Raw genomic sequence first — 12,805 nt, 5'->3', positions numbered from 1 at the left:
TGGTGCAAGAGGAGGGGAGAGGCGCCACCCCGCCCAGCTCGCACCGGGGCGGCTGGGTGTCTCAAACGACGCGCGCCGCCCCCGGCGTGGGGGCGGCGCGACGGAGCGGGGCGGGGAGGACGCCTAGCCGCGCGAGCCGGCGGCCGACACGCGGAGGCGCTGGCCGGGCCGGATGACGTCGTTGCTCAGGCCGTTCCACTCGCGGATCTGGGAGATCGTGACGCCGTAGCGCTTGGCGATCCCCGTCAGGTTCTCGCCGCCGCGGACGCGGTGCGTCGTCGGGCGGGCGGGGCGGGCCGCCTTGGCGGGGGCCGGCGCCTCGCCCGAGACGCGGAGCGTCTGGCCCGGGTGGACCGTGTCGCTCCGCAGGCCGTTGAGCGCGCGGAGGCGAGCGACCGTCGTCCCATGCTCGCGGGCGATCGAGGTCAGGTACTCGCCGCGCTGGACACGGTGCGTCTCCGGCCGGCGGTCCGAAACCACGCGGACCGGGACGACGGCCTCGGCGGCCGGGGCGGGGCGGCTCGGCTCAGCCGCCGGCGTCGGCTCCGCCTCGGACCCCGGCGTGGGCTCGCGGCGGGCGACGAAGGCGGGCTCGGCCGCCGGCGCCGGCGCGCGCTCCACCCCGCCCGGCGCGTCGGCCTGGGCGACCTGGGCGGCGGTCTGGTCAGCGCGCGCTTCGGCGGCGGCCACGGCGGGCGGGGCGGCGGCGGCGTAGCGCTCGACCGGGACCGCGCGGCGGACGCGCTGCGGGCGGGGCTCGCTGGCGCGGCGCGTCTCGCGGCGGGCGACGAGCGTCGCCACGGCGTCTGAGTGCTCCTGCGGGGCGAGCGGGCGCACGGCGCGCGGGCCGAACTGGACGGTGCCGGCCGCGAACTGCGCCCCGTTCGCCTCGGGCGGGGCGAGCCGGTCGAGGGCCGCGGCGTGCTCGGCGTAGTACCCGGCCGGGATGCGGACCATGTGCGGCAGGCGGACGGCCGGGGCCGAGCCCCGCTTGAGCGACGGGTTGAGCGCGCGGAGCACGGCCTCGTCGACGTCGATCGCGCGGGCCACGCTCGCCAGACGCGTCCCGCCGGCGACGGGCACGCGGTCGAACACGTAGGCCGGCCCCGGCTCGTAGGCGCCGAGCCCGTAGGCCGACGGGTTGGAGAGGACCAGCGACGTCGCGATAAACATGGGCACGTAGGCCCGCGTCTCGCGCGGGATCACGTGGTCGATGTCCCAGAACGTCGCTTGCTGCCCCGTCTGGTTCTCGAACCGGCGCACGCCGCGGGCGATCACGGCCGGGTTGCAGTTGTAGCCGGCGAGCGCGAGCTGCCAGTCGCCGAAGCGGTCGTAGAGGTCGCGGAGGTGGCGAGCCGCGGCGCGCGTGGCGGCCTCGGGGTCGAGCCGGTCGTCGACGTCGCGCTCCGAGCGGAGCCCGTAGGCCCGGCCGGTCGCCCGGATAAACTGCCACATGCCGGCGGCGCCGGCGTGGCTCTGGGCGACGGGGTTGAGCGCGCTCTCGACCATCGCCAGGTACTTCAGCTCGTCCGGCACGCCCTCTTCGGCGAGCACGCGCTCGACCATCGGGAAGTACGTGTCGGCCCGCGACTGGAGGCGGGAGACGTGGCTCGGCCGCTTGAGCAGGAACTGGAGGTAGCGCTCGACCTGCGGGTTCACGTCCATCGGGACCTGCGTCGCGAACGCGCCGAGGTCGGGGAGCGTGACGTGGTCGAGGAGCGGGGCGCCCTGGTCGAACCCGCGCTCGACGGCGTCGGTGCCCGCCGTGCGCACGGCGTACACGTCGCCGCGGTCGAGGGCGGGGCGGTCGTAGAACCGCTCGTACTCGGTGAGTACGGAGCTGTAGACGGCGCGGAGCCGGTCGTCCAGGAGCGCGCCCGGCCGCTGGGCCGCAAGACGGACGTCGCTCACGAGGTCGTCCAGGAGGACGGCGTAGCGGGCGGCGTCACCGTCGGCGTCGGCCTGGAGGAGCGCGGACTGGCGCGTGTAGAACGCGGCGACGCGGCGGGCGAGCTCCTCGTCGGAGACCGAGTCGGCGGGCACGAACCCGGGCAGGAGCGCGTCGGCCGCCGTGGGGAGCGGGGTGGCCGGGCGCACGGGCGCGGTGTCCGTGGTCGCCGTCTGGGCGAGGGCGTCGGGTCCGAGGGCCGGACCCGCGACGAGGGCCGCCGCCGCCAGGAGTGTGAGGCGTGTCATGGGCGGGGGGACTGTGGAGAGCGGGGGGACGTCGAGCGAACGGGCGGCCGACCCCGATGGGCCGGAACGACTTGGCCGGATCAAGAAACGGCGCGTAGGGCCGGAGAACAAGGCCAGAGGCCGATCAGCGGCTTGAGCCGGGGCCGGTGGGTCCCTAAAGTATCGTCTGGGCGGGGCGGCGTCTTGAGAGAGTTCGCGAGACCTGCACATTTGTGCCCGCCCCGCCCCGCCCGTGGCCACCGAAACCGTAAAAGCGAGGCGTCCGCCTGCGCACGATGGGACGGTAGACACGTGCTCAGCAGCGAGGTCGGAGAATGGGGTGCGCGCCCACAGGGCGCTCGGGTACTTTCCACCGACGGCCTGCGCGGCCGGCCTCGATCCCCTTCCAGCGCCGTCACAGTCGCTGTACGAAGCAGCGGGGGCTAGTGCTGTGTCGAGCTCTTGTGGACGCGCTCGCGCTCGGCCTCCTCCGCCACGTGTGCTTCTCCTGGCTGCGCCGATGCTGCGCGGTGTCCAGGAGGGCGGCGTCCCCGCCGATCGCACCCCCGGCAGTAGCCGCTCGGCAAAGCACCAGCCACTCTCCACCTCATCACAGCGGTCCTGCTCCGCACTGCGTCAATGTCCCTCTTTACATCAGCCGTTGGCTACGCCCGAGGCGCCGTCCGCGCCGCCCGCCGGTTCCGCCAAGCAGTCACGCTCTGGCCGGAGGCCGTCCGCAGGGTCCGTGACCCCGAACTGTCGCGGACGTACTACCCCGAGGCCGAGCGGAAGAGCCGCTTGCAGATGGCGGCCGAGAACGTCCGCTACGTCTTCCGGCACGGCCAGCTCGACAAGTACTACTTCAGCTACGGCATGGACCGGAAGGGGGCGCGGACCGACTCGGTCGTGCCCTACCCGACGTTCTGGGCGCTCCGTGACGGCGCGAACGAGGCGCTCCTCGACCAGGGGCACAACTACGTCTGTCTGCTTCGGGACAAGTTCGTGTTTGCCCAGTTCGCCTCGTCGCTGGGGTACCCGACGCCCCGGAACCTCGCGTTCCTGAGCGCCGACGCGGTGGAGTCGATCTCGACTCGGGAGTCCGCCCCGCTCGACGCCCTCCTCGAAGACGATGTCGACGGGATCTGCAAGCCGTTTGACGGGACCTTGGGCCGCGGGGTGTTCATGCTCCGCGTTGAGGACGGGGACATCTTTGTCGACGGGCGCCCGGCCTCGCTCGACGACCTCCGCGCCCGGCTCGGGGGCCGGTCCATCCTCCAGGAGCGCGTGGACCAGCACCCCGTGCTCGCTGGTCTCCACCCCGCCTCGCTCAACACGCTCCGCATCGTGACGGTGATGGATCGGGGCGAGGTCCGGGTGTTTACGGCGCACCTCCGCATCGGGCAGGGCGGGGCGCTCATCGACAGCTGGGGGCTGGGTAGCCTCGCCGTCACCATTGACCCTGAGGCGGGAGCCCTGAAGGGGAAGGGCCTCGTCCGCGCCGGCACCCCCGGATGGGTGACCCACCACCCCGATACCGGCGTCGAGCTCGACGGCCTGGCTCTCCCGTTCTTCGACGAGGGCGTGGAGCTCGTGCGCCGTCTCCACCAGGACATCCGGTACGTCCACACGGTCGGGTGGGACGTGGCCATGACGCCGACCGGACCGTCCATCATCGAGGGGAACGACAGGTGGGGCGCCTCGACCGTGATGGCCCTCGAACCCGACTTCAAGGACCGCTTCCTCGCGCTCTTCGATTGAACGGCCGCCCACCCCGCCCCCGCCTGGACTAGACGGCGGGGCGGGGCGGGGTGGAGGGCGTGGGCGGTCCGGCGGGCGCTACAGCGGCAGGTTGGCTTCGCCGTCCTCCCTCTACAGCGGGAGGTTGCCGTGCTTTTTTCGGGGCAGCGTCTGCACCTTGTTCTGGAGCATGTCGAGCGCCCGGATGAGGCGCCCGCGCGTCTCCGACGGGCGGATCACGTCGTCGACGTAGCCGCGCTCGGCGGCGACGTAGGGGTTGGCGAACCGCTCGCGGTACTCCTCGGTGAACTCGGCCTCGGCGGCGGCGGGGTCCTCGGCCGCGGCGATCTCGCGCTTGCGGATGATCTCGACGGCCCCCTTCGGCCCCATAACCGCGATCTCGGCCGTCGGCCAAGCCAGGTTGAGGTCGGCTCGGATGTGCTTCGAGTTCATGACGTCGTAGGCGCCGCCGTAGGCCTTGCGCGTGATGACGGTGAGCTTGGGCACGGTCGCCTCGCAAAAGGCGTACAGGAGCTTGGCCCCGTGGCGGATGATCCCGCGCCACTCCTGGTCGGTCCCGGGCAGGAAGCCGGGGACGTCCTCGAAGACCACGAGCGGGATCTCGAAGGCGTCGCAGAAGCGGACGAACCGGGCGCCCTTCACGCTCGCGTCGATGTCGAGCACGCCCGCGAGCACGGCCGGCTGGTTGGCGACCACGCCCACGCTCCGCCCGCCGAGGTGCGCGAACCCGACCACGAGGTTGGCGCCGAAGTCGTCGTGGATCTCGAAAAAGCGTCCGTCGTCGACGACGCGCCCGATCACCTCGTGGATGTCGTACGGCTTGTTCGGGTTGGCCGGCACGAGCGAGTCCAGCGCCTCGTCGGCCCGATCGCGGGGGTCGGTCGTGGGGCGGGGCGGGGCGGGGTCCTCGCAGTTCGACGGGAGGTAGCCCAGGAGCTCGCGGACGCCCAGGAGCAGCGCGCCCTCGTTCGGGAACGCCCGGTGGCACACGCCCGACTTGGAGGCGTGCGTGTCCGCCCCGCCCAGCTCCTCCTGCGTGACCTCCTCGTTGGTGACCGTCTTGACCACGTTCGGGCCGGTCACGAACATGTAGCTCGTGCCGCGCGCCATGAACGTGAAGTCGGTGATGGCCGGCGAGTACACCGCCCCGCCCGCGCACGGCCCGAGGACGGCCGAGATCTGCGGCACGACGCCGCTTGCGAGCGTGTTCTGGAGGAAGATGTCGGCGTAGCCGCCGAGCGCGGCCACGCCCTCCTGGATGCGCGCTCCGCCCGAGTCGTTGAGCCCGACGACCGGGGCGCCGTTCTCGAGCGCGAGCTGCATGAGGCGCACGATCTTCTCGGCGTGGGCCAGCCCGAGCGACCCGCCGAAGACGGTAAAGTCCTGGGAGAACACGTAGACCGTCCGCCCGTCGACCGTGCCCCAGCCGGTGACGACGCCGTCGCCGTAGGGCCGCGACTCTTCGAGCCCGAACCCGGTGGCCTGGTGGCGGACGAACGCGCCGGTCTCGACGAACGAGCCTGCGTCGAGCAGGACGTCGATCCGCTCGCGGGCCGTCAGCTTGCCGCGGTCGTGCTGGCGCTGGACGCGGGCCTCGCCGCCGCCGGCCCGGCTCTCGGCGCGGCGCCGGTCGAGGTCGGCGTAGAGGTTGTCGGGGGTGGCGTCGTCGGCCATGCGGGCGGGGCGGCTGGGGGGGAGCGGGGCGGAGGCACAAAGCTACGGAGCGGGGCGGCCGCTCTGTCCCGACCTTGCGCCACCCCGCCCCCACCCGCACGCCGCCCCGCCCATGCCCCCCGCGCCGCGCCTCCGCCTCCTCTCGTTCGACCTCGACGGGACGCTCGCCAACACGGAGCAGCTCAAGGCCGAGTCCTACGCCTGGGCCGCCCACCAGCTGCTCCCCGCCCTCGACCCGGCCGACGTCGAGGCGGCCTACCCGGACTACGTCGGCCGGTCGCGGGAGGAGATCTCGCGCGGGCTCACCGAGCGGTTCGCGCTCGCCGACGCGGCCCGCGCGCGGGACAGCTCCGTCGAGCCGTGGGAGGCCTATGTCGTCCTCCGCCTGGAGCGCTACCGCGCCATGCTGGCCGACCACGCCCTCGTCGGCCGCTACGCCCGCCCCGCGGCCATCGCGCTCGCGCGGGCGGCCCCGGACCTCGCCGAGACGACCGCGCTCGTGACGACCAGCGACCGCCAGAACGCGGACGCCGTCCTCGACGCGCTCGGGCTGACCGGCGCCTTTGACACGGTCGTGACGGCCGACGACGTCGAGCGGACGAAGCCGGACCCCGAGGGCTACCGCCTCGCGCTCTCGCGCCTGGGCGCCGACGCGTCGGACGCGCTCGCGGTCGAGGACTCGCCGGCCGGTCTCCACGCCGCGCTCGCCGCCGGCATCGACGTGCTCGCCGTGCCCACAGACTTTACGCGCGACGCGATCCGGGACCTGGTCGCCCGCGGCGAGCTTGGCGCCGACGCCGTGACCGAGCCCGACGAGTTGGACGCCGCCGTCCGCCGGCGTGTGGCGCAGGCTCGCCGAGCGTAGGGGCGGCCGCCCCGCCCCGCCCGTTCGTGCTCGTGGCGTGCGTGGGCGGGGCGGCTACCGGCGGCCGAGGCTGGCCTCGACGGCGTCGGTAAACGCGATCGCCGGGTCGCTGTAGATGTTGACCTGGTGCTTCTGGAACACGTCGCGCGCGATGGTCTGCGTGGCCTCGGTCCACGAGCGGGCGCCGTCGAGCGCGGCGAGCGTCCGGCGGTAGTCGTCGGCGGAGCCGCCGAAGAGGTCGGCCACGAACGCGTCGCGGCGCTCGACGGAGACGTCGCCGAGCACGCGGCGCTCGACGGCGTCGAACGCGTCCGCCGGGGGCGCCTCGCCGGTCTCCGGCTCCGCGTCCGGGGCGGCGGGCTGCGCGAACCGCTGCCAGAGCGGGACCGCCCCGCCCTCGTCGGGCGCGTCGTCGGGCGCCGCCTCGACCACCTCGACGCCCTGCTGGCGGGCGATCTGGCGCCACAGCGGCTCGTCCTCGGTAGAGGCCGGTAGGAGCGGGGCGGCTCCGTCCGCCTCGTCGTCGGGGAACACGAGCGGCTCCTCTGAGACCTCTGGCGCCTCTTTGGGCGGGGCGGGGCGGGGGGCGCCCAGGACCGCCGAGTCTTCGGGGAGCACGTCCGCGAGGCTCCGCCACTTGGAGCCGATCACGGGCGCGAGCGCCGCGCGCGGGGCCGGCTCCGGGGCGGGCGGGGCGGCCTCCTCCGTCTCGCCGTCCACCCCGCCCTCGTCGGGGGCGGAGCCCGCGCCGTTTTGGCCCGCGGGCTCTGACTCGCCCGCCCCGCCCGCCGCGCCGGCATGAGAGGGAGCGGGCTCGGGCGGGGTGGGCTCCGCCGTCGGAGTGGGGAGGGCGGATGCGAGGCGCGCGCGGAGCGCCTCGGCGGTGACGGCCTCGTCGCCCGTGAACGGTTCGGCGAGGGCGCCGGCGCCGCGGGCCTCGAACGCCGCGCGCAAGAGCGGGGCGGGGACGGCCGCGCCGACGACGTCGTAGAGCGGGCCGAGGAGGGCTACCCACTCGTCCGCCCCGAACGAGGCTGCCATCCGGCGGTCGATCTGGTCGAACAGCCGCTCGAGGCCGGCCCGGTCGATCCGCTCGGCGCCCTTGCGGTCGGCGTAGCGGGAGGCGATCTCGGGGAGGTACGGGAACGGGCCGAACGCCCGTGAGCGCTGGATCGCGAGCGCCGTCGGAAGGTCGCCGCCGTCCTCGGGCTCGTCGCGGAAAGCCCACGCCGCGAGCGCCGGGGCGGGGCGGACGAGGTGCCCGAGCGCCTCGCGGACGGCGTCGGCGAGCGTCTCGGCCCACGCGTCGGCGGGGACGCGCGCGGCCGCGTGCGCGGCGGTCTCCCACGCCTGGGCCGCCGCCTGCACCTCGGGCGCGTCAGCGTCCACCCACGGCGTCGCCGGGAGCGCGGCGTCGCGGGCGACCTGCCGGTCCAGCACGGCGAGGAGCCGGCGGCCAACGGGGGCGGGGAGCGCGTCGAGGTCGGCTCGCGCGCGGGATCGGTCGGCCGGAAACGAGTCGAGGAGCCGGGCAGAGACGGCCCCGGCGGTGGCGTCGAGCGCGGCCCCGTCGGGCCGGGGTGCAGACACGTCGGACATGGTCGGTCGGGGGGAAGCCTGGAAGCTACCGAGTCCGGCCGCGTGAGGCCCTGGCCGCGGGACGGCAACGGCGGGCGGGGCGGCCGGCTCCCTGAGCACCCGCTGAGAGCGCCCAGCCTCGTCCACCAGAGGGCACGGGGCCAGCGAACTGTCCCGTCTGGAGGCTGGGTCTGCGGCAGGAGAGGGGAGGGGACTCCGTTTGCACCTCCACGTTTGTAGGACAGAGGGCATAAAGGGCGCGGCGACCCGACAAATCAGGACGAGCCGGATCATTCGGTCCCGCAGAGTCTTTAGGTTGAGAGACCCTGAGGAAAGCGTCCACTCTTCCCTAGGGGTAACCCCTACTAGGCGTTCCCACCACACGTCCCGCCCGTGCTCCGCTCACAGAAAGACCTGTTCGCGCTCCCGCCGGACCTCCACTACCTCAACGCGGCGTACCTCAGCCCGCAGCTCCGCGCCGTCGAGGCGGCCGGAGTCTCTGCCATCCGCGTGCTCCGCGACCCGACGCAGGTCGGGGCCGCCGACTTTTTCGACGACTCGGACCACGTCCGCGCTCTGTTCGCGGACCTCGTCGGCTCGCCCGGCTCCGCCGACCGCGTGGCACTCGTGCCCGCCGCCTCGTACGGCGTCGAGACGGTCGCGCAGAACGTAACGCTCGGGCCGGGCCGGTCGGTCGTGGTTCTGGGCGGGCAGTTTCCGAGCCACGTCTACCCGTGGCGGCGGCTGGCCGCCGAGACCGGCGGCGAGGTCCGCACGGTCGAGGCGCCCGCCCCGCTCGGGGCCGAGGGCCGCGGGGCGGGGTGGTCCGAGCGGCTGCTCGACGCCATCGACGCCGACACAGCCGTCATCGCCGTCCCCCACGTCCACTGGGCCGACGGGACGCGGTTCGACCTGGAGGCGGTCGGGGCGCGGGCGCGCGAGGTCGGGGCCGCCCTCGTCGTCGACGGGACGCAGTCGGTGGGCGCGCTCCCGTTCGACCTCGACGCGATCCGCCCGGACGCCCTCGTGTGCGCGGGCTACAAGTGGCTCCTGGGGCCGGCGGGGACCGGCACGCTCTACCTCGGCGAGCGGTTCGCCGACGGCCGGCCGCTCGAGGAGACGTGGCTGGGGCGTGCGGGGAGCGACGACTTTAGCGGGCTCACCGACTACGCCGACGATTATGGCCCCGGCGCGGTCCGCTTCGACATGGGCGGCCGGGCCAACGGGATCTTGCTCCCCATGCTCATCGCCGGGCTCCAGCAGCTCCGCGCGTGGGGCGTCGGCGAGGTGCAGGCCACGTGCGCGGCGCGCGCCGACGTCATCGTGGACGGCGCCCGCGCGCTGGGCTACGCGGCCGAGGACGCCGCGTGGCGCGCGGGCCACCTGTTCGGGCTCGCCCCGCCCCCAGGCATCGAGGCGGACGCCGTGCGCCGGGCGCTGGCCGAGCGCAACGTGGCCGTCTCGACGCGCGGCGGCGTCGTCCGCGTCTCGCCCCACGTCTACAACGACGGCGCCGACGTGGACGCGCTGCTCGGAGGTCTCGCCGCGGCGACGGGGCGCGGTCGCGCGGTCGCGGCCTAAAGCGGACGGGGCGGGGCGGTCGGGCGGGGCGGCCCGCTACCGCTCCGGCGCCGCGGCCCGGAACGCCGGCCCGGCGCCCAGCGCCACGGCCAGCGCGAGCACGATCAGGAGCGCGAACGCCACGCGCAGCCCGGCCGCCTCGGCGACGAACCCGAGCGCGGGCGGCCCGGCCAGGAAGCCGGCGTAGCCCGTCGTCGTAACCGCGGCGATGCCCCGCCCCGCCCCCAGGCCCGGCGCCCGTGCGGCGGCCCGGAACAGGGTCGGCACGACGGCCGCGAACCCCAGGCCGACCACGGTGAACCCGGCGACCGCCCCGCCCACGGCCGGGGCCGCGACGCACAGCGCGAGGCCGCCCGCCCCGGCGAACGCGCCCACGCGGACGAGCCGCCGGCTGCCGACGCGGGCCGTCAGGGCGTCGGCGGCGAAGCGCGCGGCGGCCATCGACGCCGAGAACACGGCGAACCCGAGCGCGGCCGTCTCGGCGCTCGCGCCCAGCCCGCGGCGGAGGTAGACGGCGCTCCAGTCGGCCATGGCGCCCTCGATGATGAGCCCGCAGAAGGCGAGCGCGGCGAGCCCGGCCACCGGCCCCACGGGCAGAGCCACGACCGGCCCGGCCGCCCCGCCCCGCGCCCCGCTCAACGTGTCGGGCGGGGTGGAGCGCGCGGCCCAGCCCTGCGCCAGTGCCCCGCCCGCGAACGCGGCGCCGCTCGCCCCGAAGTGGAGCGCGAGCGGGAGGTCGTAGGCGGCGGCGAGCGCGCCGAGCCCGGCCCCGGCCATCCCGCCCAGGCTGAACATGCCGTGGCACGCGCCCAGGACGGTGGCGCCCTCGGCCGCCTCGACGTCGGTCGCCCACGCGTTCATGGCCACGTCGGTCAGCCCGCTCGTCAGCCCGACCAGGGCGAGGGCGAAGGCCAGCCCGGCAAAGCTGGTCGCCAGCCCGGGGCCGACGACGACGGCCGCGAACAGGGCCAGGCCGGCCAGCGTCACCCGGTGCGCCCCGAACCGCCCGACGAGCGCGCCGGCGACGGACGCCGAGACGACGAGGCCGACGGCCGAGCCCAGCAGCGCGAGCCCGAGCGCGCCCTCGCTCAGCTCGGCCTGCGCCTGGATCTCGGGGATGCGCGCCGCCCACGTCCCGTAGAGCACGCCGTTGGCGGCGAACGGGAGCGCGGCCGAGCGGAGCCGGGGCGTGGCGAGAAAGCGGGGGACGAGGGCGATGGAGGCGCGGGCGGGGTGGCGACGGAGCAGGGCGGGGCGGCGCCAAGATCCCACCCCGCCCGCCTGCGAACCGCCGCGGGGGACCATCGTTCTCCCGACTCCGCTTCTGCCCGCCCCGCTCCACCCCGCCCCGCATGGCCACGCTCTCCGGCAAGACCCTCTTCCTCACCGGCGGCAGCCGCGGCATCGGCCGCGCGATCGCGCTCCGGGCCGCCCGCGACGGCGCGAACGTGGCGATCGCCTCGAAGACCGCCGAGCCGCACCCCAAGCTCCCCGGCACGATCCACTCTGTCGCCGCCGAGATCGAGGAGGCCGGCGGCCAGGCCCTCGCCCTCCAGGTCGACGCCCGCGACGAGGACCGCGTGGCCGAGGCCGTCGCCGAGACGGCCGAGCGCTTCGGCGGCATCGACGTCGTCGTCAACAACGCGAGCGCCATCTTCCTGGCCGACACCGCGAGCACGCCCATGAAGCGGTACGACCTCATGCAGGACGTGAACACGCGCGCCACGTTCTGCGTGACGCAGGCGGCCCTCCCGCACCTGAAGGAGAGCGCGCGGGCGGGGCGGCACCCCCACGTCCTCGTGCTCAGCCCGCCGCTGAACCTGGACCCGGCGTGGTTCGGCCCGCATGTGGCCTACACGATCTCGAAGTACGGCATGTCGATGTGCGTGCTCGGCTGGGGCGAGGAGCTCCAGGACGACGGCATCGCCGCCAACGCGCTCTGGCCCCGCACGACGATCGCGACGGCGGCCGTGAAGTACGCGCTCGGCGGCGAGCCGATGATGGAGGCCAGCCGGACGCCCGAGATCATGGCCGACGCCGCGCACTGGGTCCTCACGCAGCCGGCGACCACGACGGGCAACTTCTTTATCGACGACGAGGTCTTGAAGACGGCGGGAAAGACCGACCTCTCGGAGTACGCCGTCGTCCCCGGCACCACGGACTTTATGCCGGACCTCTTTCTGTAACGCGGGGAGGTAGGAAGGTGGACGGCCGCGGGCGGCGGCCGTCCACGCGGCTACGCGCGGGAGGCGGGGGCGGCCTTCTCGCCGGCGGCCCGGGGTGCGGCCTTGGGCTGCGCGTGCGGGCGGGGCGGGGGGGCCGCCGAGGCGCGGCGGGCGGCGAAGGGCGCGCGCGTGCCGGCGCGGCGCCGCGAGGAGGAGGGGTTGGTCAGGAAGACGTTCGAGGTCATTGGGGGCGGGGTGGGGGGAAGGAGTCCGCCCCGTTGCAACGGCGGTGCCGTCCGGCCGGGCGGCCCGACTCGCCTGATCTTGGCGGTCCGGGTGTGCGGCGGCGCCCATCTTGCGCGCGCCGCCGCCCGGTCCCGCCATGCCCGCCGCCCCGCCCCGCCCCGCCCGCCTCGAAGCCGACGTGGACGCCCAGACGCTCACGGTCGGGTGGACCGACGGCCACACGTCGACGTACTCGTACGAGGGGCTCCGGCGGGCCTGCCCGTGCGCCGAGTGCCGCGGCGGCCACGCGGGCATGGCCGAGCCCGTCGATCCCATCGTGTTCGACCTCCCCGCCCTCATGACGTACGAGGTGAAGGAGCTCCGGCCGGCGGGCCACTACGCGCTCCAGATCGTGTGGGGCGACGGGCACGGGTCGGGCCTGTTCCGGTGGGAGGCGCTCCGCGACTACTGCCGCTGCGCCGCCTGCACCGGGGGCGACCGGGCGGAGCCCTAGGGCGCTCCGCGTGTTGGTACGGGCCACCGCTCGCCACCCCGCCCCGGCGGGGACCAGCTGCGGAACGGGGGCGGGGCGATCTCCGTGGCAACCCGCGGCACCACCGGGCGCCCGTTTGGAACGGGCTCCGCCTGCCGTTCCGAACAAGGCGAGATGACCGCCCGGGGCTTGGGGTTCCGCCTGAAGCCAGAAGCGCCGCGATCTGGGGGCGCGGCGCACGTTCGAGCGGGCTCGCCCCGATAGGGCGGAGACATCTCCAGCCGCACCTTG

9 protein-coding genes are annotated in these 12,805 nt (G+C 75.2%); 5 read left to right on the top strand and 4 right to left on the bottom strand.

Annotated elements, in window-relative coordinates:
- Window positions 1–123: 123 nt before the first annotated feature.
- Window positions 124–2,196 (bottom strand): lytic transglycosylase domain-containing protein, encoded by a 2,073-nt coding sequence (locus RQM47_RS13130; RefSeq protein ID WP_314009255.1) that lies wholly within the window; start codon window positions 2,194–2,196, stop codon window positions 124–126.
- 618 nt (window positions 2,197–2,814) lie between these two features.
- On the opposite strand from RQM47_RS13130, the gene RQM47_RS13125 reads away from it, so the two are divergent.
- Complete coding sequence (locus tag RQM47_RS13125; protein WP_314009254.1) at window positions 2,815–3,933, top strand: sugar-transfer associated ATP-grasp domain-containing protein; 1,119 nt, start codon at window positions 2,815–2,817, stop codon at window positions 3,931–3,933.
- A 111-nt stretch (window positions 3,934–4,044) separates the two neighbouring features.
- On the opposite strand, the gene RQM47_RS13120 is transcribed toward RQM47_RS13125, so the two are convergent.
- A complete protein-coding gene (locus RQM47_RS13120; RefSeq protein ID WP_314009253.1) occupies window positions 4,045–5,607 on the bottom strand; it encodes an acyl-CoA carboxylase subunit beta in 1,563 nt (520 codons plus the stop codon).
- Window positions 5,608–5,719: 112 nt separating this feature from the next.
- Between RQM47_RS13120 and RQM47_RS13115 the strand changes: the two genes are divergently transcribed.
- Entirely contained in the window at window positions 5,720–6,472 is a 753-nt protein-coding gene (locus RQM47_RS13115; protein WP_311661533.1) for an HAD-IA family hydrolase, read from the top strand.
- Between the two features lie 54 nt (window positions 6,473–6,526).
- On the opposite strand, the gene RQM47_RS13110 is transcribed toward RQM47_RS13115, so the two are convergent.
- Window positions 6,527–8,071, bottom strand: a complete 1,545-nt coding sequence (locus tag RQM47_RS13110) for a hypothetical protein (RefSeq protein WP_311661534.1) — start codon at window positions 8,069–8,071, stop codon at window positions 6,527–6,529.
- A gap of 372 nt (window positions 8,072–8,443) precedes the next feature.
- Here RQM47_RS13110 and RQM47_RS13105 point away from each other — a divergent pair, with 372 nt between their 5' ends.
- Complete coding sequence (locus tag RQM47_RS13105; protein ID WP_311661536.1) at window positions 8,444–9,631, top strand: aminotransferase class V-fold PLP-dependent enzyme; 1,188 nt, start codon at window positions 8,444–8,446, stop codon at window positions 9,629–9,631.
- Between the two features lie 36 nt (window positions 9,632–9,667).
- On the opposite strand, the gene RQM47_RS13100 is transcribed toward RQM47_RS13105, so the two are convergent.
- Complete coding sequence (locus tag RQM47_RS13100; protein ID WP_314009252.1) at window positions 9,668–10,936, bottom strand: MFS transporter; 1,269 nt, start codon at window positions 10,934–10,936, stop codon at window positions 9,668–9,670.
- Between the two features lie 47 nt (window positions 10,937–10,983).
- On the opposite strand from RQM47_RS13100, the gene RQM47_RS13095 reads away from it, so the two are divergent.
- Window positions 10,984–11,817 (top strand): NAD(P)-dependent oxidoreductase, encoded by an 834-nt coding sequence (locus RQM47_RS13095; protein WP_311661539.1) that lies wholly within the window; start codon window positions 10,984–10,986, stop codon window positions 11,815–11,817.
- Window positions 11,818–12,178: 361 nt separating this feature from the next.
- Complete coding sequence (locus RQM47_RS13090; RefSeq protein WP_311661540.1) at window positions 12,179–12,535, top strand: DUF971 domain-containing protein; 357 nt, start codon at window positions 12,179–12,181, stop codon at window positions 12,533–12,535.
- The last annotated feature ends 270 nt before the right edge of the window (window positions 12,536–12,805 follow it).

This window comes from Rubrivirga sp. S365, assembly GCF_032248475.1.
Taxonomy (GTDB): Bacteria; Bacteroidota; Rhodothermia; order Rhodothermales; family Rubricoccaceae; genus Rubrivirga; species Rubrivirga litoralis.
The sequence above is the reverse complement of the archived record's forward strand: the minus strand, read 5'-3'. Positions and strand labels throughout refer to the sequence as shown.

What these genes read in the sequence shown, in the direction of transcription:
- RQM47_RS13130 (WP_314009255.1), bottom strand. Translation starts at nt 2,196, where the DNA reads ATGACACGCCTCACACTCCTGGCGGCGGCGGCCCTCGTCGCGGGTCCG.
- RQM47_RS13125 (WP_314009254.1), top strand. Translation starts at nt 2,815, where the DNA reads ATGTCCCTCTTTACATCAGCCGTTGGCTACGCCCGAGGCGCCGTCCGC.
- RQM47_RS13120 (WP_314009253.1), bottom strand. Translation starts at nt 5,607, where the DNA reads ATGGCCGACGACGCCACCCCCGACAACCTCTACGCCGACCTCGACCGG.
- RQM47_RS13115 (WP_311661533.1), top strand. Translation starts at nt 5,720, where the DNA reads ATGCCCCCCGCGCCGCGCCTCCGCCTCCTCTCGTTCGACCTCGACGGG.
- RQM47_RS13110 (WP_311661534.1), bottom strand. Translation starts at nt 8,071, where the DNA reads ATGTCCGACGTGTCTGCACCCCGGCCCGACGGGGCCGCGCTCGACGCC.
- RQM47_RS13100 (WP_314009252.1), bottom strand. Translation starts at nt 10,936, where the DNA reads ATGGTCCCCCGCGGCGGTTCGCAGGCGGGCGGGGTGGGATCTTGGCGC.
- RQM47_RS13095 (WP_311661539.1), top strand. Translation starts at nt 10,984, where the DNA reads ATGGCCACGCTCTCCGGCAAGACCCTCTTCCTCACCGGCGGCAGCCGC.
- RQM47_RS13090 (WP_311661540.1), top strand. Translation starts at nt 12,179, where the DNA reads ATGCCCGCCGCCCCGCCCCGCCCCGCCCGCCTCGAAGCCGACGTGGAC.